This window comes from Streptomyces sp. NBC_01166 (genome assembly GCF_045039765.1).
Classification (GTDB): domain Bacteria; phylum Actinomycetota; class Actinomycetes; order Streptomycetales; family Streptomycetaceae; genus Streptomyces.
The window spans coordinates 5,372,177-5,393,023 of the sequence record NZ_CP108613.1 but is presented as its reverse complement, the minus strand read 5'-3'; the positions used below and the strand labels follow the sequence as shown (position 1 = coordinate 5,393,023).

Here is a 20,847-nt window from a genome sequence, read left to right as displayed (position 1 = left end):
ACTGATGCGTACGCAACCAGCGACGGAGGGTTCATGGCGGGGAGCAGCGCGGAAGAAGGAAAGCTGCGGCGGACACTCGGGTTCCGGGACCTGGTGGTCTACGGGCTGCTGTTCATCGCGCCCATGGCCCCGGTCGGCGTCTTCGGCACCCTGGACGCCAAGTCCGACGGGGCCGTGGCGCTGGTGTATCTCGTGGCGACCCTGGTGATGGCCTTCACCGCGTTCAGCTACGCCCAGATGGTCCGGGTGGCCCCGCTCGCCGGTTCGGTCTTCGCGTACGCCCGCAAGGGGCTCGGGGAGGGGCCGGGGTTCATCGCCGGCTGGATGGCGATGCTCGACTACCTGCTCATCCCGGCCGTCGCCTATCTCTTCTCCGGAATCGCGATGAACGCGCTGGTCCCCGAGGTGTCGCGGTGGGTGTGGACGGCGATCGCCGTCGTGGTGACGACACTGCTCAACCTCTGGGGCGTACGGGCGGCGGCCCGGGTGGGCTTCGCGGTGCTCGCCCTGGAGATCGTGGTGCTGCTGGTGTTCGTGGTGTCGGCGGTGGTGGTGCTGGCCGGGGACGGGGCGCAGCGGGGCTGGCTGTCGCCGCTCACCGGCGACACCGGGTTCTCGATGACGGCGGTGCTGGGGGCGGTGTCCGTGGCGGTGCTGTCCTATCTGGGGTTCGACGCGATCGCCTCGTTCGCGGAGGAGGTGACGGGGGGTTCGGCGAAGGTGGCGCGGGCGGTGCTGTTCTGCCTGGTGCTCGCCGGTGCGCTGTTCGTGGTCCAGTCGTATCTGGCGGCGTTGCTGGAACCGGTGAGCTCGGCGGAGCTGGCGGCGGATCCGGTGAAGCAGGGGTCCGCGTTCTACGACGCGGTGGACGCCTCGGTCGGCTCCTGGCTGCACGATCTGGTGGCCGCCAGCAAGGCGATCGGGGCGGCTTTCGCGGCGCTGGCCGGGCAGGCGGCGGCCGGTCGGCTGGTGTTCGCGATGGGGCGGGAGGGGCGGCTGCCGTCGTTCCTGTCCCGGGTGGACAGCCGGTCCGGGGTGCCGCGTGTCGCGATCGCGTGCGCCGCGGTCGTGACGCTGGTGGCGGCGGTGTGGGCGGCCCGGCGCGACGACGGCCTCGACCACCTGGTGTCGGTCGTGAACGTGGGCGCGCTCACCGCGTTCGTGCTGCTGCACGCGTCGGTGGTGGGCTGGTTCGCCGTACGCCGGATGGAGGGGCCGCCGAACTGGTGGCGCCACATCGTGGTGCCGGTGGTGGGCGCGGGCGTGCTGGTCGCGGTGATCCTGGAGGCGACGACGAGCGCCCAGCTGGTGGGCCTGTGCTGGCTGGGGATCGGACTGGTGGTGCTCGCGGTGCAGTGGGGGCGGCGGGCGGCCTGATTGTCCGTACCGGCCGATACGCTCGCCCGTATGGCTCTCACTACGTCCCCGGAAGCCCCGCTGCCCGTCGGCGACGTGTCGCGGCTGATCGGCGGCTGGATCGACCGGCTCGGTGCGGTCTGGGTCGAGGGGCAGATCACCCAGCTGTCACGCCGGCCCGGTGCCGGGGTGGTGTTCCTGACGCTGCGCGACCCCTCCCACGACATCTCGGTGAGCGTGACCTGCTTCCGGCAGGTCTTCGACCGGATCGCCGATGTGGTGACGGAGGGCGCGCGGGTGGTCGTCCTCGCCAAGCCCGAGTGGTACGCCCCGCGCGGGCAGCTCTCCCTGCGGGCCACGGAGATACGGCCGGTGGGCATCGGCGAGCTGCTGGTGCGGCTGGAGCAGCTGAAGAAGTCACTGGCCGCCGAGGGGCTCTTCGCCCTGGACCGGAAGAGGCCGCTGCCCTTCCTGCCGCAGCTGATCGGCCTGGTCTCGGGACGGGCGTCGGCGGCGGAGCGCGATGTGCTGGAGAACGCCAGGCGGCGCTGGCCGGCGGTGCGCTTCGAGGTGCGCAACACCGCTGTGCAGGGTGTGCACGCCGTGAATCAGGTGGTCCAGGCGGTCCAGGAGCTGGACGGGCTGCCCGAGGTCGACGTGATCGTGGTCGCCCGGGGCGGGGGCAGCGTCGAGGACCTGCTGCCGTTCTCCGACGAGGCGCTGATCCGGGCGGTGGCGGCGTGCCGCACGCCGGTGGTCTCCGCGATCGGGCACGAACCTGACTCGCCCCTGCTCGACCTGGTGGCCGATGTGCGGGCGTCGACACCGACGGACGCGGCGAAGAAGGTCGTCCCGGACGTGGGTGAGGAGCTCGACCGCGTCCAGCAGCTCCGGGACCGGGCGCTCCGGACCGTGCGGGGGCTGATCGACCGGGAGGAGCGGGGGCTGGCGCATGCGCTGGGCAGGTCCTCCATGGAGCGGCCGCAGCGGATGGTGGACGAGCGGGAAGCGGAGGTCGACGCACTCGTGGGGCGGAGCCGCAGGGTCCTCGGGCATCTGCTGGACCGCGCCGACTCGGAGCTCTCTCACACCCGGGCCCGGGTCGTGGCGCTTTCGCCCGCGGCGACGCTGGAGCGGGGATACGCGGTGCTGCAGCGGCCGGACGGCCATGTGGTGCGCTCCCCCGCGGACGCCGGGGCGCCGGGCGAGGAGCTGCGGGCGCGGGTCTCCGAGGGCGAGTTCACCGTACGGGTCGCGGAGTGAGCCGCCGGGTTTGTCGTAGCCCGCGCATAGGGTGGTCGGCATGACGGACGACGGGACGACGACAGCTGCCGCGACGGGCACGCTCGGGTACGAGCAGGCGCGGGACGAGCTGATCGAGGTCGTACGCCGCCTGGAGGCGGGCGGCACGACGCTGGAGGAGTCGCTGGCCCTGTGGGAGCGCGGCGAGGAGCTGGCGAAGGTGTGCCGGCACTGGCTGGAGGGTGCGCGGGCCCGGCTGGACGCGGCGCTGGCACGCCCCGAGGAGCCCTCGGAGGCCGGCGGCGACGCGGAGTAGGCGCTTCCGGGCCTCTTCGGGGACCTCGTGTGCGGTGGATCACTCCGGGACGGATTTAGTTGAAGTTTAATCTATCTCTCGGTTACGGTGATCGTGTCGCTTGATCCGCACAGCCCGGAAGGTAACGCTCCAGATGTCCCTCGTTCTTGACCCCGCCGCCCAGGACCTCCTCTTCCGTGAGGCCCGCACTGCCAACACGTTCACCGACGAGCCGGTGACCGACGAGCAGGTCCAGGCGATCTACGACCTGGTCAAGTACGGCCCCACGGCCTTCAACCAGTCGCCGCTCCGCGTCGTCCTGGTCCGTACGCCGGAGGGCCGCGAGCGCCTCGTGAAGCACATGGCCGAGGGCAACCGGCCGAAGACCTCCGCCGCCCCGCTGGTCGCGCTGCTCGTCGCGGACCACGAGTTCCACGAGGAACTCCCGGCGCTGCTGCCGCACTTCCCGCAGGCCAAGGACGCGTTCTTCTCCGAGCGCCCGGTCCGCGAGCAGTCGGCCGCGCTCAACGCCACGCTGCAGGCCGCCTACTTCATCATCGGCGTCCGCGCCGCCGGCCTGGCCGCCGGCCCGATGACCGGCTTCGACGCCGCGGGCATCGAGAAGGAGTTCCTGGACGGCGACCACAAGCTGATCATGGCCGTCAACATCGGCAAGCCGGGCGAGGACGCCTGGTTCCCGCGTCTGCCGCGCCTCTCCTACGACGAGGTCATCACGACCGTCTGACCGTCCTCCCGGAGGCGCCGGCCTCCCGGGAACAGCGGAAGAGCCCCACGACGCCGAGCGTCGTGGGGCTCTTCCGGTGGTACGGGGCCCTCAGGAGGCGGAGGGAGCGGCCGAGGGGGCGGCCGTCTTCAGCGCGGCGGCCATCTCCGCCAGCCGGTCCGCGGGGGCCGAGCCGGTGACCACCGTCGTCACGCCCTCGGCGTGCAGCACCAGCGCGTCGTACTTCGGCCCGTTCCAGATCTCCCAGTCCCGGCCCGAGACCTCGCGCGTGCGCCCGGTGTTCCTGGCGTCCCGGCTGACCTCGGGGACGTACTTCTTCGCCGGGGTCGTCGACTGCTCGACGGCCACGTACCTCTTGTCCGGGTCGAGGAAGCCGAGGTGCCACCCCGCGCCGTTGTGCCCCTCGTACGAGACGGAGGTCGGCTTCCAGCCTTCGGGCAGCCCCGCCGGGGCGGCCACGGGGTACGGCGCGGCGCGACGGGCCGTCGCGAGCTCGACCCGGTAGTCGACCGCCTTGATGGGGTCGGCCTTGTCGTCGTGCGGGATGAAGATGTAGACGACGCCCGCCACTGCGGTGATCACGAGCATCGACAGGATCATGTCCCGGACGGTCTGCTTGCCTCGCTTGCTTGCCACGGACTCAATGGTGGCATGGGCCACCGGGCGTCCGGCCAGCGGGCACCCGCTCATACGTGACCCGCTCTGCTCATTTTATCGACCTACCGATAGAGTCACAGCACCCTCTTTTCCGGTCGTCGTCGTACAGAAAGGTGCGCTCCGATGTCCGAGCATCATCTGCCGTCCCAGCTCGAGGTCTCCCCCGAGGCCCCCGACCGCAACCTGGCCCTGGAGTTGGTGCGGGTCACCGAGGCCGCCGCCATGGCCGCCGGGCGCTGGGTCGGCCGCGGCGACAAGATCGGCGCCGACGGCGCCGCGGTCAAAGCCATGCGCACGCTCGTCTCCACGGTGTCGATGAACGGCATCGTCGTCATCGGTGAGGGCGAGAAGGACGAAGCGCCCATGCTGTTCAACGGCGAGCGCGTCGGCGACGGCACCGGAGCCGAGGTCGACATCGCCGTCGACCCGATCGACGGCACCACGCTCAACGCGAAGGGCATGCCCAACGCGATCGCCGTACTGGCCGCCGCGGACCGCGGCGCGATGTTCGACCCGTCCGCCGTCTTCTACATGGACAAGCTGGTCACGGGTCCCGAGGCCGCCGACTTCGTCGACATCAACGCCCCCGTGTCCGTGAACATCCGGCGCGTCGCGAAGGCCAAGAGCTCCTCCCCGGAGGACGTCACCGTCGTCATCCTGGACCGGCCCCGGCACGAGAACGTCGTCAGGGAGATCCGGGAGACCGGCGCCCGGATCAAGTTCATCTCCGACGGCGACGTCGCCGGGTCGATCATGGCGGCCCGCGAGGGGACCGGTGTCGACCTGCTCATGGGCATCGGCGGCACCCCTGAGGGCATCATCTCGGCCTGCGCCATAAAGTGCCTCGGGGGTGTCATCCAGGGCAAGCTCTGGCCCAAGGACGAGGCCGAGCGGCAGCGGGCGCTGGACGCCGGCCACGACCTGGACCGGGTCCTGTCGACGGACGACCTCGTCAGCGGGGACAACGTCTTCTTCGTCGCCACCGGGATCACCGACGGCGAACTCCTGCGCGGTGTGCGGTACCGCGCGGAGACGGCGAGCACGGAGTCCCTGGTGATGCGGTCCAAGTCGGGCACGATCCGCAGGATCGACTCGACGCACCGGCTGTCGAAGCTGCGCGCCTACAGCGCGATCGACTTCGACCGCGCCAAGTAGTCCCGGCGCGCACGGATGTGGGGCCGCCCGGCCGGGCGGCCCCACATCCGTGCGCGCGGAACTCAGCCGGCTAGCGGAACTCAGCCGGCTATGCGTCCCGTCGGGGCCGCGGCCTTGAGCTCCATGTCGCGCCTGCGGCGCCGGGCGAGCACCACACGGCGTTCGGCGGCGGTGAGGCCGCCCCACACCCCGTAGGGCTCGGGCTGTATGAGCGCGTGCTCCCGGCACTCCACCATCACCGGGCACCTCGCACAGACCTGTTTCGCGGCCTCCTCACGGGCGAGCCGCGCAGCGGTCGGCTCCTTCGACGGGGCGAAGAACAGCCCGGCTTCGTCCCGGCGGCACACAGCCTCCGAGTGCCAGGGCCCCGCCTGGTCCTCCCGCGCGGGTGTGCGCTGGGACGGCACGGCGGCGACCTGCAGGGGCTGATGCGGCATGTGCAGCACGGTCCACTCCTGACGACGGCTTCGGCTTCGTGAGCGAGAGGCGATGCAGCACTCCCTACCCGCTGTACGCACGCCTATGCACTGAGTGGCGCCGCCTTCCGGCCCCCACGGCGCCATCACGGCGCCCGCTGGCCGGAATTCGCGGTGCCCCGGCCGCGCGGCCTCAGTGGCCGAGGTGTTTGCGCAACTGCCGGTGGAGGTTGGTGATGAGCTTGCCACGCTTGGGCTTCGCCTCGACGTTTCCGAATACGGAATAGCCGTTCACGACGACCACCGGTGCCTCAGGATCGGCGGATTCCAGTGTGTCGACCTCGAAGTTGCCGAAAATGCCCGTTCCACTGCCGCGCAGCGAGATGTTCTCGGGGACCTTGATCTCGACACTGCCGAAAATGGACGTCGCGTTGATGACCGTCAGACGCTGGCCGAACAGCGCCTCGGTCAGGTCGATCTCCACGCTGCCGAAGAGCGAGAAGGCGTTCGTGCGCCCGCCGACGCGCCAACGGCCCCTGCGGGTGGAGCTGCTGAAGACCGCCACCAGATTCTCGGCGGGCCCGGTCGCCGCCTCGGGGCCGTAACCGTAGGGCGAGGCGGCCGGGCGGGCGGCGCCGCCCGCTGCCGGGAGGTCCTGGACCAGCGGCTCGAGCTCGCCGACGGTCTTGGCCCGGTAGACCAGGTCGACCCGCTCGGCGTGCTCCTCGGCCGTCAGCCGGCCCTCGGCCATGGCGTCCCGCAGGATGTCCGCGATCCGGTCGCGGTCCGCGTCGGATGCGCGGATTCCGGCGGGCGCGGGACCGGCCGGAGCGACGGGCTGCTGAGGCTGCTTCTCGAGGTCCACCGGGACAGCGTACCGAAACGCGATAGATCGCGACAGCACCTCTCCGGCCCCTCACCGGATCCCCCGTGCTCGAATCCGCCGTGCGGGATCAAGCGTTCCGGGGTGAGCCTTACCTCACAGGCTCGGCGCGTCGGCGGCGTTCTACCCTGGTGGATGCGCTGTCCAAGGGTGGTCAGCCGCTGTCGCCGAGTGAGGAATGGCCGTAATGCCAGAGTTTGCGTACTCCGATCTGCTCCCCCTGGGAGAGGACACCACGCCGTACCGGCTGGTGACCGCCGACGGCGTCTCGACCTTCGAGGCCGACGGCCGTACGTTCCTCAAGGTGGCTCCGGAGGCCCTGCGCACCCTCGCGGCCGAGGCCATGCACGACATCTCTCACTATCTGCGCCCCGCCCACCTGGCGCAGCTGCGCCGCATCGTGGACGACCCCGAGGCCTCGTCCAACGACAAGTTCGTCGCGCTGGACCTCCTGAAGAACGCGAACATCGCCGCCGCGGGCGTCCTGCCGATGTGCCAGGACACCGGCACGGCGATCGTCATGGGCAAGCGCGGGCAGAACGTCCTGACCGAGGGCGGTGACGAGGAGGCCCTGTCGCACGGCATCTTCGACGCGTACACCAAGCTCAACCTGCGCTACTCGCAGATGGCCCCGCTGACCATGTGGGACGAGAAGAACACCGGCTCGAACCTCCCGGCCCAGATCGAGCTGTACGCGACGGACGGCGGCGCGTACAAGTTCCTCTTCATGGCGAAGGGCGGCGGCTCGGCCAACAAGTCGTTCCTCTTCCAGGAGACCAAGGCGGTCCTCAACGAGGCCTCCATGATGAAGTTCCTGGAGGAGAAGATCCGCTCCCTGGGTACGGCGGCCTGCCCGCCGTACCACCTGGCGATCGTCGTCGGCGGCACGTCGGCGGAGTTCGCGCTGAAGACCGCGAAGTACGCCTCCGCGCACTACCTCGACGAGCTGCCCGCCGAGGGTTCCCCGACCGGTCACGGCTTCCGGGACAAGGAGCTGGAGGAGAAGGTCTTCGAGCTGACGCAGAAGATCGGCATCGGCGCGCAGTTCGGCGGGAAGTACTTCTGCCACGACGTGCGCGTGGTCCGCCTCCCCCGGCACGGCGCCTCGCTGCCCGTCGCCATCGCCGTGTCGTGCTCGGCCGACCGCCAGGCCACCGCGAAGATCACCGCCGAGGGCGTCTTCCTGGAGCAGCTGGAGAAGGACCCGGCGCGCTTCCTCCCGGACACCACGGACGAGCACCTGGACGAGTCCGGCGTGGTGCAGATCGACCTGAACCAGCCCATGGACGACATCCTCGCCGAGCTGACCAAGTACCCGGTCAAGACGCGGCTCTCGCTGACGGGCCCGCTGGTCGTGGCGCGCGACATCGCGCACGCCAAGATCAAGGAGCGGCTCGACGCCGGCGAGGAGATGCCGCAGTACCTCAAGGACCACCCGGTCTACTACGCGGGCCCGGCGAAGACCCCCGAGGGCTACGCCTCCGGCTCCTTCGGCCCGACGACGGCCGGCCGCATGGACAGCTACGTCGCGCAGTTCCAGGCGGCGGGCGGCTCCAAGGTGATGCTCGCCAAGGGCAACCGCTCCAAGCAGGTCACGGACGCCTGCGACGCGCACGGCGGCTTCTACCTCGGCTCGATCGGCGGCCCCGCCGCGCGCCTCGCGCAGGACTGCATCAAGAAGGTCGAGGTCGTCGAGTACGAGGAGCTCGGCATGGAGGCGGTGTGGCGCATCGAGGTCGAGGACTTCCCCGCGTTCATCGTGGTCGACGACAAGGGCAACGACTTCTTCACCGAGCCCGCCCCGGCCCCGACCTTCACCAGCATCCCGGTCCGCGGCCCCGGCCTCGGCTGACCGCACACCCCGCCGAAGGGGCGCCCCGGCCACCGGGTGCGCCCCTTCGGCATGTGCGGGCGCGCCGGAGGCGGGTCCGGTGGACGCGTGAACGTCGGGGCGGGGCGTGATCCGTCCGGCGGTCCGGGGCAGGAGTAGCGGAATACCGCGGGCGCCGACCGCGCTCGTTCCAGCAGGAGGTAACAACACCATGGGCGAACCGGCCGAGGACACGCAGTACCGCGTCGAGCACGACTCGATGGGCGAGGTGAAGGTGCCCGCCCACGCGAAGTGGCGGGCACAGACACAGCGGGCGGTGGAGAACTTCCCCATCTCCGGGCAGCGGCTGGAGCGGGCCCACATCGAGGCCCTGGCCCGGATCAAGGCCGCGGCGGCCAAGGTCAACGCCGAACTGAAGGTGCTGGATCCGGACATCGCGGAAGCGATCCAGGAGGCGGCCGCGGAGGTGGCGGCGGGACGCTGGGACGAGCACTTCCCCGTCGACGTGTTCCAGACGGGTTCCGGCACCTCGTCCAACATGAACACCAACGAGGTCGTGGCCACGCTCGCCACGGAGCGGCTCGGCCGCGAGGTCCACCCCAACGACCACGTCAACGCGTCCCAGTCGTCGAACGACGTGTTCCCGTCGTCCATCCACATCGCCGCGACCGCCGCCGTCACCGCCGATCTGATCCCGGCGCTCGAACACCTGGCCACCGCCCTGGAGCGGAAATCGGCCGAATTCTCTGAGGTCGTGAAGTCGGGGCGTACACATCTGATGGACGCCACCCCCGTCACCCTGGGGCAGGAGTTCGGCGGCTACGCGGCGCAGATCCGTTACGGCGTAGAGCGGCTGCAGGCCTCGCTGCCCCGCCTCGCCGAACTCCCCCTGGGCGGCACGGCGGTGGGCACGGGGATCAACACCCCGCCCGGGTTCTCCGCCGCGGTGATCGCGGAGGTCGTCCGCACGACGGGCCTGCGGCTCACCGAGGCCCGCAACCACTTCGAGGCGCAGGGTGCAAGGGACGGGCTCGTCGAGACGTCGGGCCAGCTCCGCACGATCGGCGTGTCGCTCACCAAGATCTCCAACGACCTCCGCTGGATGGCTTCCGGCCCCCGGACCGGGCTGGCCGAGATCAACCTGCCCGACCTGCAGCCGGGCTCGTCGATCATGCCGGGGAAGGTCAATCCGGTCATCCCGGAGGCCGTGCTGATGGTCGCGGCCCAGGTGACGGGCAACGACGCCACGGTCGCCGCGGCAGGAGCGGCCGGCAACTTCGAGCTCAACGTCATGCTTCCGGTCATGGCGAAGAACCTGCTGGAGTCCGTTCGGCTCCTCACCAACGCCTCCCGGCTGCTCGCCGACCGCACGGTCGACGGCATCACGGCGAACGTGGAGCGGGCCCGGCAGTACGCGGAGTCCTCGCCCTCGGTCGTGACCCCGCTGAACAAGTACATCGGCTACGAGCAGGCGGCGAAGGTCGCCAAGAAGTCCCTGGCCGACGGCACGACGATCCGGGAGACAGTGCTGGCCGGGGGGTACATCGAGCGCGGTGACCTGACGCCGGAACAGCTCGACGAGGCCCTGGACGTGCTGCGTATGACCCGGCCCTGACGCGTAACGCACGTGCGGCCGGACGGCCGTCCCTAAGATCTCTTCATGACAGCGACGGAAGCGGGTACGGGAGCGGGCACCGGGGCGGGTGCGGGAGACGGCGGGCGCTGGTCGCCGGGGGACCGGATCCTCTGGCGGTACCGGGACAACGGAAGACCGGGCGACGGTGAGGGCAACGCGGTCCACATCTGCCGGCCGGTCACCGTCGTCCAGGACACCGACGAACTGTTGGCCGTGTGGATGGCGTCCGGCACCGAGTGTGTGAGGCCGGTCCTCGCCGACGGCACCCAGGTGCACGCCGAACCGCTCGCCACCCGCTACACACGCCCGCGCACGACGGTGCGGTCCCGGTGGTTCGGCTCGGGTGTCCTGAAGCTCGCCAGACCGGGCGACCCCTGGTCGGTCTGGCTGTTCTGGGACCGCGGCTGGCTGTTCCGCAACTGGTACGTCAACCTCGAGGAGCCGCGCTCACGCTGGTCGGGCGGCGTGGATTCGCAGGACCACTTCCTCGACATCTCGGTGCGTCCCGACCACAGCTGGGAGTGGCTCGACGAGGACGAGTTCGCGCAGGCGCAGCGGGTCGGGCTGATGGACGAGGCCACCGCCCGGCGGGTGCGCGAGGCGGGGCTGGCGGCCGTCGAGGTGATCCAGCACTGGGGCGCACCGTTCAGCGACGGATGGGAGCACTGGCGGCCCGACCCCAGGTGGCAGGTCCCCCCGCTGCCCGATGACTGGGACCGCACCCCCGCCCCCACGCCGTCGTGAGACCCTTGATGCACCCCAGGGGGGCAAACGTAGGATCACCCTCCATGAACCGCTCCGCCGGACCGACGCGCCACAACCGGCGTGGCCGGACAGGGGCCTGACCACCAGTCACCGAACGCACCGCATGAGTCACACGGCCCACGGAGCCGGGTGGACCGTGCGGACGCACGAACCACTACGAGGGGTGGAGACGTGTTCGCTGTCCGCTGCCCGGCCACCGGAAGACCCCTTACCGGTCGCCCTGGTGGCCGTACGGTTTCGGCCCCTTTTCCAGGGGCATCCGGTGACAGCCGTTGTTCTCACCGCTCTTGCCGGGGCACAGTGGCGCCCCACAAGGTGATTGCCTCATACAAGCGGCCCGGACGGACGGAATCCCACGCGTGACGGAGCATCCCACCTCCCACGAAGGCCGGCAGCCCCTCGCCGCCCGGCCACAGGAACGCGCCCGGCCCCGGCAGGAGGAAGCCCCGCCGGGCGCCGCTGCCACCGCCGCGATCCCCGGCCCCTCCCCGGTGCCGCACCCGGCGCAGAGCCCGGCGGCGAACGCCGTACCGAGTCCCGCGCCCGGCGCGGACACGGCCGCCTCCGTCGCCGACACCCAGACGGTCACGCGGCGCGAAGGGGACCGGCTGCGGTTCGTCGGCGCGGCGACCCGCCGGATCGCGCGCGGCATAGATCTGGACGAGATCGTGCTGGGCCTCTGCCGGGCGAGCGTGCCCACGTTCTCCGACGCCATACTCGTCTACCTCCGCGACCCGCTCCCGGTGGGTGACGAGCGGCCCGTCAACCCCTTCGTGCTGCGGCTGCGGCGTACCGACAGGCTGCGGCTGGCCGACGAGGAGAGCGAGAGCGGGCCGGAGGGCGAGCGGCTGCGGCTGTCCGTCACCGACCCGCAGGCCGGGCTGCTGCCGGCCGCCGACCTGTGCGAGATCCGGGCGGGCGGCGCGCTCGCCGAAGTGCTCCGAGGGGTTCGGCCGGTCTTCGGGGACTCCGCCGCGGCCCGCGTCGCCCTGCCCGAACTGCTGGGAGCCGGCCGGACCGTGCCGACCGGGCACCGCGCGATCCTGGCTCCGCTGCGGGGCCGGCGCCGGGTGATCGGCGCCGCCGTCTTCCTGCGCGGCACGGACCGCCCGCCGTTCGAGGCGAACGACCTCCTGGTCGCGGCCCAGCTGGCGACGCACACCGCGCTCGGCATCGACAAGGCCGTGCTGTACGGCCGAGAGGCCTACATCGCCGACGAGCTCCAGCGCACGATGCTGCCCGACTCCCTGCCGCAGCCCACGGGCGTACGCCTGGCCTCGCGCTATCTCCCGGCCGCCGAGACGGCCCGGGTCGGCGGCGACTGGTACGACGCGATCCCGCTGCCCGGCAGCAGGGTCGCCCTGGTCGTCGGTGACGTGATGGGGCACTCCATGACGTCCGCGGCGATCATGGGCCAGCTGCGCACCACCGCGCAGACCCTGGCCGGCCTGGACCTGCCCCCGCAGGAGGTCCTGCACCATCTGGACGAGCAGGCGCAGCGGCTCGGCAGCGACCGCATGGCGACCTGCCTCTACGCGGTGTACGACCCCGTCGCGCACCGCATCACGATCGCCAACGCCGGCCATCCGCCGCCGGTGCTGCTCCACCTGGGCGGCCGGGCGGAGGTGCTGCGGGTGCCGCCGGGCGCGCCGATCGGTGTCGGCGGGGTCGACTTCGAGGCCGTCGAGCTGGACGCCCCGGCCGGCGCCACGCTGCTGCTGTACACGGACGGACTGGTGGAGTCCCGGATACGGGACGTCTGGACGGGCATCGAGATCCTGCGGGAGCGGCTCGCCGCCACCGCCCAGCTGACGGGCCCGGATCATTCACCGCCGCTGGAAGCGCTCTGCGACGACGTGCTGGACATGCTCGGTCCCGGCGACCGGGACGACGACATCGCCCTGCTGGCGGCGCGGTTCGACGGGATCGCGCCGAGCGATGTCGCGTACTGGTTCCTGGAGCCGGAGGACGCGGCGCCCGGCCGGGCCCGCAGGCTGGCCCGCAGGGCGCTGAGCCGGTGGGGGCTGGACGACCTGTCGGACGAGGTGGAGCTGCTGGTCAGCGAGGTGGTGACCAATGCCGTGCGGTACGCCGAGCGGCCGGTGACGCTGCGCCTGCTGCGTACGGACATCCTGCGCTGCGAGGTCGGCGACGACTCCCCGCAGCTGCCCCGGCAGCGGCGCGCCCGGGAGACGGACGAGGGCGGACGCGGGCTGTTCCTGGTCAACAGGCTGGCCAGGCGGTGGGGAGCGACCCGGCTGTCGACGGGCAAGGTGGTCTGGTTCGAGATGGCCACCCCCTAGGGACCGGCCAGGGGCCACCCGGGCCGCCCGGGCCACGGAGGGTCGACGGCGGCTGACGCCGGACGTGCGTGAGGGGCGGGTGCCGGTTCGGCACCCGCCCCTCACGCGTCGCTACTGCCCCAGCACACCCTCGCTGCCGGGCCGCTCGCCCGGCGGCCAGTCACCGTCGTCGGGGTCCTTCGTCGTGCTGGGTGACCCGCTCGGCGACCCGGAGGGGGTGGTCTCGCTCGGCGTCTCCGCCGGGGGCGACTCCTCGCTGGGGGTCTCGCTCGGCGTCTCGCTGGGCGTCTCGGGCTCCTCGGACGGGGTCTCCGACGGCTCCTCGGTCTCGGACGGGGTGGCCGAGGGGGTCTCGGTCACCGGCGTCTCCCCCTCTTCGATTCCTTGCAGGTCGAATGTGGCGTCGGAGCCGCCCCCGAGCGCGCCCAGGGTGTAGTCGGCCCAGATCTTGGCGGGGAAACCGCCACCGTTGGCCCGGCCGGAGTTGGCCGTGCCGGTGAGGCTGACCTGGCCACCGCCCTCGGCGGTGGACTCACCGAAGAGAGCCACAGCCGTGGTGAGCTCCGGGGTGTAGGCCGTGAACCAGGCCGCCTTGTTGTCCTCGGAGGTGCCGGTCTTGCCGGCCGCGTCGTAGGCGGAGGTGTTGGCCTCCCGGCCCGAACCGATGTCGACGACCTCGGTCAGCGCCTTCGTCACGGTGTCGGCGGACGCCCGGCTGATCGCCTGGCCGCCCACGCCGTCGACGGGCTCCATGGTGCGGTCGCGGTGCTCGGCGGACTTCACGATGGTCGGGGTGACCTTCTTGCCGTGGTTGGCGAGCGTGGCGTAGACGCCGGCCATGTCCCACGTCGAGGCGTTCATCGTGCCGAGCGTGATCGCGGGACGCTCCGGGAAGTTCTTGTCCGGTACGCCCATGTCCAGCGCGGTCTTCTTCACGGCGCTCGGGGTGACGTCGACGACCATCTGCGCGAAGACGGAGTTGATCGACTTGTCCATCGCCGTCTGGACGGTCGGACTGTCGTAGCTGATGTCGTCCTCGTTCTGCGGGGCGAACGGGGTGTCGCTGCCGACGACCGGGCGCTTGCTGGTGCCGTCGTAGACCGTGTTCAGGCCGATCAGGTTGCCGTCCTGGGTGACCGACTCGTTCTCCAGTGCGGAGGCGAGCACCAGCGGCTTGAAGGTGGAGGCCGGCTGGTAGTCCTGGCGGGTGGCGTTGGAGATGTAGTGCTCGGTCGCGCCGACACCGCCGTACAGCGCGACCACCTTGCCCGTCTTCGGGTCCACGGAGGTGGCACCGGCCTGGACGGTCGCGTCGACCTTGCTGTTCTTGCGGTCGAGCTGGTTCTCCAGCTGGTCGGCGACCGACTTCTCGAGCTGCTTCTGCCGCTTCTTGTCGATGTTGAGGGTGACCGTCCAGCCGCCGGCGTCCAGTTCCTCCTCGGTGACGCCCTGCCGCTTCATCTCGTTGTTCGCGGCCTCGACGAGGTAGCCGGTCTGGCCCTCCATGCCGGGGGCCGCCTTGGGCGCGTCCGGGACGGGGAAGGTCAGCTTGTCCCGCTCGGCCTTGTCCAGCCAGCCCTCGTCCACCATGTTGTTCAGCGTGTAGGCCCAGCGTTCCTTGACGAGCTTCTTGCCGCCGGGGGTGGCGTTCGCCCAGTCGTACTGGCTGGGGGCCTGGAGCAGGGCGGCGAGGTAAGCACCCTGGGCGGTGTCGAGATCCTTGGCGTCGACGCCGTAGTAAGCCTGTGCCGCCGCCTGGATGCCGCTCGCGCCGCGTCCGTAGTAGACCGTGTTGAGGTACCCGGCGAGGATGTCGTCCTTCTTCATGCGCTGGTCGACCTTGAGGGAGATCACCAGCTCCTTGAGCTTGCGGCTGACCGTCTGGTCCTGCGTGAGGTAGTAGTTCTTCACGTACTGCTGGGTGATCGTGGAGCCACCCTGCTTGCCCTTGCCGGAGAGCGTGTTGAGCAGGCCGCGCGTGGTGCCCTTGAGGTCGACGCCCTGGTCCCGGTAGAACGACTTGTTCTCGGCCGCGACGAAGGCGTGCTGGACCGGCTTCGGCACGACGTCCAGGTCGACTATCTCCCGGTTGACCTCGGAGTTGCTCCGGGCGAGCAGCGTGCCGTCGCTGTACTTGTAGACGTTGCTCTGCTTCTGCGCCTGGGCGTTGGCCTCAGGCACGTCCACGTACACGTAGAGGGCCGCGAAGGCGCCCATCACGAGCAGGCAGAGACCGAAGAAGGTGCCCAGGATCTTCCGCCAGGTGAAGAGCCGGCGTATGCCGCCGCTCCGGGCGGCCCGGCGCGCTCCCCGCCCCTGGGCTCGTCGCGCATCCGCTCGACCCATCGCTGTGGTGCTCCTGTCCTTCTGCTCGTACCGATCCGGTCAGACCTGCCAGCTAACACTGAAAGCCCGGACAAATGGCAAGCGATCCGGTCTTTTCCGGGCGTGAGAATCAGCACCCACTCCTGCAGGAACCGACTCGTGAGGGGTGCACAAGGTTGCGAGGAGCGTTAATGTGTAATCACATTGCTAGCGCGGCGCTATGCCGTACGAAACGGGGGACCCATGTCCGCACCACACGACCTGCCCGGCACCACCGGCCCCGGAGCCGATCTGACGCCCGACGCCCCTGAGATGCCCGCACCCCAGGTCAGGGAGGTGACCGCCCACTCCATCCCCGGCGGTCTCGGCCTGCTCCTGACCGTCCTCGGGGTGTTCCTGGGCGTGGCCCTGACCGTCATCGGCGGTGTCCTCGGCTCCGACGGCCACAACGGAGTCGGTATCCCGCTCGTCGTCCTCGGTCTGCTCCTGGCCGTCGCCTCCTTCTTCTGCATGAGCGGTGTGAAGATGGTCGCTCCGGGCGAGGCCCGGGTCATCCAGCTCTTCGGCCGTTACGTCGGCACGATCCGCGCGGACGGCCTGCGCTGGATCAACCCGCTGACGTCCAGCCGCAAGATCTCCACCCGGGTCCGCAACCACGAGACGGCGGTCCTGAAGGTCAACGACGCCTACGGCAACCCGATCGAACTCGCGGCGATCGTCGTCTGGAAGGTCGAGGACACCGCTCAGGCGCTCTTCGAGGTCGACGACTTCCTGGAGTTCGTCGCCACCCAGACCGAGGCGGCGGTCCGGCACATCGCGATCGAGTACCCGTACGACGCCCACGAGGAGGGCGGGCTCTCCCTGCGGGGCAACGCCGAGGAGATCACCGAGAAGCTCGCGGTCGAGCTCACGGCGCGGGTGCAGGCGGCGGGCGTACGCATCATCGAGTCCCGCTTCAGCCACCTCGCGTACGCTCCCGAGATCGCCTCGGCGATGCTTCAGCGGCAGCAGGCGGGTGCGGTCGTCGCGGCACGCCAGCAGATCGTCGAGGGCGCAGTGGGCATGGTCGAGATGGCGCTGACCCGGATCGCGGAGCAGGACATCGTCGAGCTCGACTCCGAGCGGAAGGCGGCGATGGTCAGCAACCTGATGGTCGTGCTGTGCGGTGACCGTGCGGCACAGCCGGTCCTGAACACGGGCACGCTCTACCAGTGACCGACGACGCGGCTCCTCCCCCCGGCCGGCCCGCCCGGCGCGGCCCCGCCCGCAAGCAGATGCTGCTGCGGCTCGATCCGGCGGTGCACGACGCGCTGGCCCGCTGGGCCTCGGACGAGCTCCGCAGCGCGAACGCGCAGATCGAGTTCCTGCTGCGGCGGGCGCTCGCGGAGGCGGGCCGGCTCCCGGGCGGCGCGGCACCGATCCCCCGCCGGGGCCGCCCCCCGAAGAGCCCGCCCCCGGAACGGCCCGAACCACCGGAGTGACCCCGACCCGGCTTCGCCCTCGATCTCCCCCAGACTTCGTCCGGGGGGACCCCCAACGGGCTTGATTCTGCCCCTGGACCCACCCGACGCAGGCCCGGCACATTCAAGCCGCGGCGGCGATTGAGGCGCGGGGGCCCGGAGGCGGCGGGCCACCGTCCCGCGCCCCCGGGGCCGTATTCATACCGCGTATACATGCCATGTATAGTGCGCGGCATGTCAATCGGTCACACCCTCCTCGGGCTCCTCGAGTCCGGCCCCCGCCACGGCTACGACCTCAAGCGCGCCTTCGACGAGAAGTTCGGGCACGATCGTCCCCTGCACTACGGCCAGGTCTACGCGACGATGTCCCGCCTGCTCAAGAACGGGCTCGTCGAGGTCGACGGCGTCGAGACGGACGGCGGGCCCGAGCGCAAGCGGTACGCCATCACCGACGCGGGCATCACCGACGTCAGCTCCTGGCTCGCGCAGCCCGAGAAGCCCGAGCCGTATCTGCAGTCGACCCTGTACACGAAGGTCGTCCTCGCGCTGCTCACCGGCCGCGACGCCGCCGACATCCTGGACGCCCAGCGCTCCGAGCATCTGCGCCTGATGCGCATCCTCACCGACCGCAAGCGCCAGGGCGACCTCGCCGACCAGCTGATCTGCGACCACGCCCTGTTCCACCTCGAAGCCGATCTGCGCTGGCTGGAACTGACCGCCGCCCGGCTCGGCAAGCTCGCCGAGGTGGTCGCCCCGTGACACCCGCCGGCTCCCTGCTCGCCGCTCACGACCTCCACAAGGTCTACGGCTCGACCCCCGCGCTCGACGGGGCCTCCTTCTCCGTGCACCCCGGCGAGGTCGTCGCCGTCATGGGCCCCTCCGGCTCCGGCAAGTCGACGCTGCTGCACTGCCTCGCCGGGATCGTCACCCCCGACTCGGGCACCATCAGCTACGGCGGCCGTGAGCTGTCCGCGATGTCCGACGCCGAGCGCAGCGCCCTGCGACGCAGCGACTTCGGCTTCGTCTTCCAGTTCGGCCAGCTCGTCCCCGAGCTGACCTGCCTGGAGAACGTCGCCCTGCCGCTCCGCCTCAACGGCGTCAAGCGCAAGGAAGCCGAACGCACCGCCCGGGAGTGGCTGGAGCGCCTGGAGGTCGAAGACCTCGCCGCGCAGCGCCCCGGCCAGGTGTCCGGCGGTCAGGGCCAGCGCGTCGCCGTGGCCCGGGCCCTGGTCGCCTCCCCCAAGGTGATCTTCGCCGACGAGCCGACGGGGGCACTGGACTCCCTCAACGGCGAGCGGGTGATGGAGCTGCTCACCGAGTCCGCGCGCCTGGCGAACACAGCCGTCGTACTCGTCACGCACGAGGCGCGGGTCGCCGCGTACTCGGACCGCGACGTCGTCGTACGCGACGGCCGGTGCCGCGATCTGGAGTACGCCGTATGACCTGGCTGCGTGACCTCGGCCTCGGCATACGCTTCGCCGCCGCGGGCGGACGCGAGGGCTGGGCGCGGACCGCGCTCACGGCAGTCGGGGTCGGCCTCGGTGTGGCGCTGCTGCTGGTCGCCTCGTCGGTCCCCCATCTGCTGGACGAGCGTTCCGCACGCGACCGCGCCCGGGCGGAGGGTGCGGCCTCCTGGAACGGCAAGGTCGAGAAGTCCGACACCACCGTGCTGCGGATCGGCGCGGAGACCGAGTTCAGGGGACAGGTCGTCACCGGTTTCCTGATGCGGCCGGACGGCACGCACCCGGTCACCCCTCCCGGCCTCGAGTCCCTCCCCGCCCCGGGCGAGATGGTCGCCTCACCCGCCCTGAAGGAGCTGCTGGCCTCGCCCGGGGGCAGCCTCCTCAAGGAACGCCTCCCGTACCGGATCTCCGCGACGATCGTCGACGCGGGCCTGCTCTCCCCGGGAGAGCTGTACTACTACGCGGGCAGCGACACCCTGACCCCGGCCACCGGCGGTCACCGGGTGGGCGGTTACGGGGACAGGGACTGGAGCGACGAGCTGCCGCCCGTCCTGGTCGTCCTGGTCATCATCATCTGCGTCGTGCTCCTCGTCCCCGTGGCGATCTTCATCGCCACCGCCGTACGGTTCGGCGGCGAACGCCGGGACCGCCGGCTGGCCGCCCTGCGCCTGGTCGGTACGGACATCCGGGCGACCCGCAGGATCGCGGCGGGTGAGGCGCTGTTCGGCTCGCTGCTCGGTCTTGTGGCGGGAGCGGCGTTCTTCCTGGCCGGCCGCAGGTTCGTGGGCGAGGTGGAACTGTGGGGCCACAGCGCCTTCCCCTCCGACCTGGTCCCCGCCGGGTGGCTGACCGCGCTGATCGCGGTGGCGGTGCCCCTCGCCGCGGTGCTCGTCACCCTCGCCGCCCTGCGCTCCGTGGTCATCGAACCGCTCGGCGTCGTACGCCATGCCGCCGGCCGGCGGCGCCGCCTCTGGTGGCGTCTGCTGGTGCCTGCCGCGGGGATCGCCGTGCTGGCACTGACCGGGCGGGTCGACGAGTTCACCCCCGTCAACCCCTACCCGATCGCGGCCGGCGCCGTGCTGGTCCTCGTCGGGCTCGCGCTGCTGCTCCCCTGGCTGGTCGAGGCGGTCGTGCAGCGGCTGCGCGGCGGTCCCCTGCCCTGGCAGCTCGCCGTGCGCAGGCTCCAGCTGACCAGCGGGGCGGCGTCCCGCGCCGTCAGCGGCATCACGGTCGCTGTGGCGGGCGCGGTGGCCCTGCAGATGCTGTTCGCCGCCGTGGGGGACGACTTCGAACGGATGACGGGGCAGGACCCGTCACGGGCGCAGTTCACCACCTACTCCGAGGACGTCAGCGGGGAGGCCGCCGCCAGGACCATCGCGGACTTCCGGGCGACCGAAGGGGTCGAGACGGTCATCGGCACGGTCGAGACGTACGTGACCAGGCCGGGGACGTACGCGGCGGAGGACATCCAGCCCACCACCACCCTGACCGTCGGCGACTGCGCCACCCTGAAGGAGCTGGCGCCGATCGGCTCCTGCAAGGAGGGGGACGTCTTCGTCGCCCACCCGAAGGACGACAAGGAGCAGGCCGACTGGGTCGACGAGACGGCCCGCAAGGGCAAGGAGGTCGAACTCAACTCCTCCCACGGCTTGGAGCCCGGAGCGAAGTCGATGCTCTGGACCCTGCCGGCCGACGCCCGGACCGTGCGGACCGGGCTCGATCCGCTCGGCAAGGAGCACTGGGGCATCATGGCGACCCCCGGCGCGATCGACCCGGGGACCCTGCCCAACGCCCAGATCACCGCCCAGCTCAGGGTCGACCAGGGCGTGGAGGATGTCGCCGAGCACGTGCGGAACACGGCGGCCAGGATCGACCCCACGATGCGGGTCACCACCCTGACCTCCGTGGCGCGCGACCGCCAGTACGCCAGCGTCCAGACGGCGTTGCGACTGGGCGCGGTGGCCACTCTGATGCTGATCGCCGTGTCCATGCTGGTCTCGCAGCTGGAACAGCTCCGGGAGCGCAAGCGGCTGCTGTCGGTGCTGGTCGCCTTCGGCACCAGGCGGGTCACCCTCGGCTGGTCGGTGCTCTGGCAGACCGCCCTCCCCGTGGTCGTCGGCCTGCTGGTCGCGACGGCGGGCGGCCTGGGGCTGGGGGTCCTGCTGACGTGGATGCTGGCCAAGTCGGTCACCCAGTGGTGGCTGTTCCTGCCGATGGCGGGCGCGGGCGGCACCCTCATCGTGGCCGTGACCGTGCTCTCCCTGCCCTTGCTGTGGCGACTGATGCGCCCGGACGGGCTGCGTACGGAGTGATGG

At 71.2% G+C, this 20,847-nt stretch carries 18 protein-coding genes; 14 read left to right on the top strand and 4 right to left on the bottom strand.

Features of this window, described 5'->3' with window-relative positions:
• Positions 1–33: 33 nt before the first annotated feature.
• The 4 genes from OG379_RS25000 to OG379_RS24985 all read left to right on the top strand — a co-directional run bounded on the left by OG379_RS25000 (position 34) and on the right by OG379_RS24985 (position 3,638).
• On the top strand, positions 34–1,377 hold the full coding sequence (locus tag OG379_RS25000; protein ID WP_405665250.1) for an APC family permease: 1,344 nt from the start codon (positions 34–36) through the stop codon (positions 1,375–1,377).
• 30 nt (positions 1,378–1,407) lie between these two features.
• Positions 1,408–2,619 carry an exodeoxyribonuclease VII large subunit gene (xseA, locus tag OG379_RS24995; protein WP_405665249.1) on the top strand — a complete coding sequence of 404 codons (1,212 nt, stop codon included), beginning with the start codon at positions 1,408–1,410 and terminating at the stop codon, positions 2,617–2,619.
• A 40-nt stretch (positions 2,620–2,659) separates the two neighbouring features.
• Entirely contained in the window at positions 2,660–2,914 is a 255-nt protein-coding gene (locus OG379_RS24990) for an exodeoxyribonuclease VII small subunit (RefSeq protein ID WP_104791847.1), read from the top strand.
• Between the two features lie 133 nt (positions 2,915–3,047).
• The gene (locus tag OG379_RS24985; protein ID WP_393764470.1) at positions 3,048–3,638 is read left to right on the top strand and encodes a malonic semialdehyde reductase; all 591 of its coding nucleotides are present in this window, start codon (positions 3,048–3,050) and stop codon (positions 3,636–3,638) included.
• A 90-nt stretch (positions 3,639–3,728) separates the two neighbouring features.
• Here OG379_RS24985 and OG379_RS24980 read toward each other — a convergent pair whose 3' ends face one another.
• Positions 3,729–4,274, bottom strand: coding sequence for a DUF4245 domain-containing protein (locus OG379_RS24980; protein ID WP_405665248.1), 546 nt, complete (start codon positions 4,272–4,274; stop codon positions 3,729–3,731).
• A 144-nt stretch (positions 4,275–4,418) separates the two neighbouring features.
• Between OG379_RS24980 and glpX the strand changes: the two genes are divergently transcribed.
• Positions 4,419–5,450 (top strand): class II fructose-bisphosphatase, encoded by a 1,032-nt coding sequence (gene glpX / locus OG379_RS24975; protein ID WP_393764474.1) that lies wholly within the window; start codon positions 4,419–4,421, stop codon positions 5,448–5,450.
• Positions 5,451–5,530: 80 nt separating this feature from the next.
• Here glpX and OG379_RS24970 read toward each other — a convergent pair whose 3' ends face one another.
• Together OG379_RS24970 and OG379_RS24965 are read right to left on the bottom strand one after the other, a co-directional pair.
• Complete coding sequence (locus OG379_RS24970) at positions 5,531–5,896, bottom strand: WhiB family transcriptional regulator (protein ID WP_393767317.1); 366 nt, start codon at positions 5,894–5,896, stop codon at positions 5,531–5,533.
• A gap of 163 nt (positions 5,897–6,059) precedes the next feature.
• Positions 6,060–6,731, bottom strand: coding sequence for a DUF1707 domain-containing protein (locus tag OG379_RS24965; RefSeq protein WP_405665246.1), 672 nt, complete (start codon positions 6,729–6,731; stop codon positions 6,060–6,062).
• 205 nt (positions 6,732–6,936) lie between these two features.
• Here OG379_RS24965 and OG379_RS24960 point away from each other — a divergent pair, with 205 nt between their 5' ends.
• From OG379_RS24960 to OG379_RS24945, 4 genes are all read left to right on the top strand, one after another.
• Positions 6,937–8,601, top strand: coding sequence for a fumarate hydratase (locus OG379_RS24960; protein WP_405665245.1), 1,665 nt, complete (start codon positions 6,937–6,939; stop codon positions 8,599–8,601).
• Positions 8,602–8,791: 190 nt separating this feature from the next.
• Positions 8,792–10,195: a class II fumarate hydratase gene (locus tag OG379_RS24955; RefSeq protein ID WP_405665243.1), complete on the top strand. Its 1,404-nt coding sequence runs from the start codon at positions 8,792–8,794 to the stop codon at positions 10,193–10,195.
• A gap of 45 nt (positions 10,196–10,240) precedes the next feature.
• On the top strand, positions 10,241–10,960 hold the full coding sequence (locus OG379_RS24950; RefSeq protein ID WP_405665242.1) for a DUF402 domain-containing protein: 720 nt from the start codon (positions 10,241–10,243) through the stop codon (positions 10,958–10,960).
• Positions 10,961–11,340: 380 nt separating this feature from the next.
• Positions 11,341–13,284 carry a SpoIIE family protein phosphatase gene (locus OG379_RS24945; protein WP_405665241.1) on the top strand — a complete coding sequence of 648 codons (1,944 nt, stop codon included), beginning with the start codon at positions 11,341–11,343 and terminating at the stop codon, positions 13,282–13,284.
• A gap of 111 nt (positions 13,285–13,395) precedes the next feature.
• On the opposite strand, the gene OG379_RS24940 is transcribed toward OG379_RS24945, so the two are convergent.
• Positions 13,396–15,630 carry a transglycosylase domain-containing protein gene (locus tag OG379_RS24940; RefSeq protein WP_405665239.1) on the bottom strand — a complete coding sequence of 745 codons (2,235 nt, stop codon included), beginning with the start codon at positions 15,628–15,630 and terminating at the stop codon, positions 13,396–13,398.
• Positions 15,631–15,852: 222 nt separating this feature from the next.
• Between OG379_RS24940 and OG379_RS24935 the strand changes: the two genes are divergently transcribed.
• The 5 genes from OG379_RS24935 (at position 15,853) to OG379_RS24915 (ending at position 20,844) form a co-directional block, all read left to right on the top strand.
• Positions 15,853–16,824, top strand: coding sequence for an SPFH domain-containing protein (locus tag OG379_RS24935; RefSeq protein ID WP_405665238.1), 972 nt, complete (start codon positions 15,853–15,855; stop codon positions 16,822–16,824).
• Complete coding sequence (locus tag OG379_RS24930; protein ID WP_401618331.1) at positions 16,821–17,090, top strand: hypothetical protein; 270 nt, start codon at positions 16,821–16,823, stop codon at positions 17,088–17,090. Before OG379_RS24935 ends, OG379_RS24930 begins: the two co-directional genes overlap by 4 nt.
• Before the next feature lie 213 nt (positions 17,091–17,303).
• Positions 17,304–17,828 carry a PadR family transcriptional regulator gene (locus tag OG379_RS24925; RefSeq protein ID WP_104788700.1) on the top strand — a complete coding sequence of 175 codons (525 nt, stop codon included), beginning with the start codon at positions 17,304–17,306 and terminating at the stop codon, positions 17,826–17,828.
• Complete coding sequence (locus tag OG379_RS24920) at positions 17,825–18,511, top strand: ABC transporter ATP-binding protein (protein WP_405665236.1); 687 nt, start codon at positions 17,825–17,827, stop codon at positions 18,509–18,511. The genes OG379_RS24925 and OG379_RS24920 overlap by 4 nt, the downstream gene beginning before the upstream one ends.
• Positions 18,508–20,844 (top strand): ABC transporter permease, encoded by a 2,337-nt coding sequence (locus OG379_RS24915; RefSeq protein ID WP_405665235.1) that lies wholly within the window; start codon positions 18,508–18,510, stop codon positions 20,842–20,844. Before OG379_RS24920 ends, OG379_RS24915 begins: the two co-directional genes overlap by 4 nt.
• The last annotated feature ends 3 nt before the right edge of the window (positions 20,845–20,847 follow it).

What these genes read in the sequence shown, in the direction of transcription:
- OG379_RS25000 (WP_405665250.1), top strand. Translation starts at nt 34, where the DNA reads ATGGCGGGGAGCAGCGCGGAAGAAGGAAAGCTGCGGCGGACACTCGGG.
- xseA (WP_405665249.1), top strand. Translation starts at nt 1,408, where the DNA reads ATGGCTCTCACTACGTCCCCGGAAGCCCCGCTGCCCGTCGGCGACGTG.
- OG379_RS24990 (WP_104791847.1), top strand. Translation starts at nt 2,660, where the DNA reads ATGACGGACGACGGGACGACGACAGCTGCCGCGACGGGCACGCTCGGG.
- OG379_RS24985 (WP_393764470.1), top strand. Translation starts at nt 3,048, where the DNA reads ATGTCCCTCGTTCTTGACCCCGCCGCCCAGGACCTCCTCTTCCGTGAG.
- glpX (WP_393764474.1), top strand. Translation starts at nt 4,419, where the DNA reads ATGTCCGAGCATCATCTGCCGTCCCAGCTCGAGGTCTCCCCCGAGGCC.
- OG379_RS24960 (WP_405665245.1), top strand. Translation starts at nt 6,937, where the DNA reads ATGCCAGAGTTTGCGTACTCCGATCTGCTCCCCCTGGGAGAGGACACC.
- OG379_RS24955 (WP_405665243.1), top strand. Translation starts at nt 8,792, where the DNA reads ATGGGCGAACCGGCCGAGGACACGCAGTACCGCGTCGAGCACGACTCG.
- OG379_RS24950 (WP_405665242.1), top strand. Translation starts at nt 10,241, where the DNA reads ATGACAGCGACGGAAGCGGGTACGGGAGCGGGCACCGGGGCGGGTGCG.
- OG379_RS24940 (WP_405665239.1), bottom strand. Translation starts at nt 15,630, where the DNA reads ATGGGTCGAGCGGATGCGCGACGAGCCCAGGGGCGGGGAGCGCGCCGG.
- OG379_RS24935 (WP_405665238.1), top strand. Translation starts at nt 15,853, where the DNA reads ATGTCCGCACCACACGACCTGCCCGGCACCACCGGCCCCGGAGCCGAT.
- OG379_RS24925 (WP_104788700.1), top strand. Translation starts at nt 17,304, where the DNA reads ATGTCAATCGGTCACACCCTCCTCGGGCTCCTCGAGTCCGGCCCCCGC.
- OG379_RS24915 (WP_405665235.1), top strand. Translation starts at nt 18,508, where the DNA reads ATGACCTGGCTGCGTGACCTCGGCCTCGGCATACGCTTCGCCGCCGCG.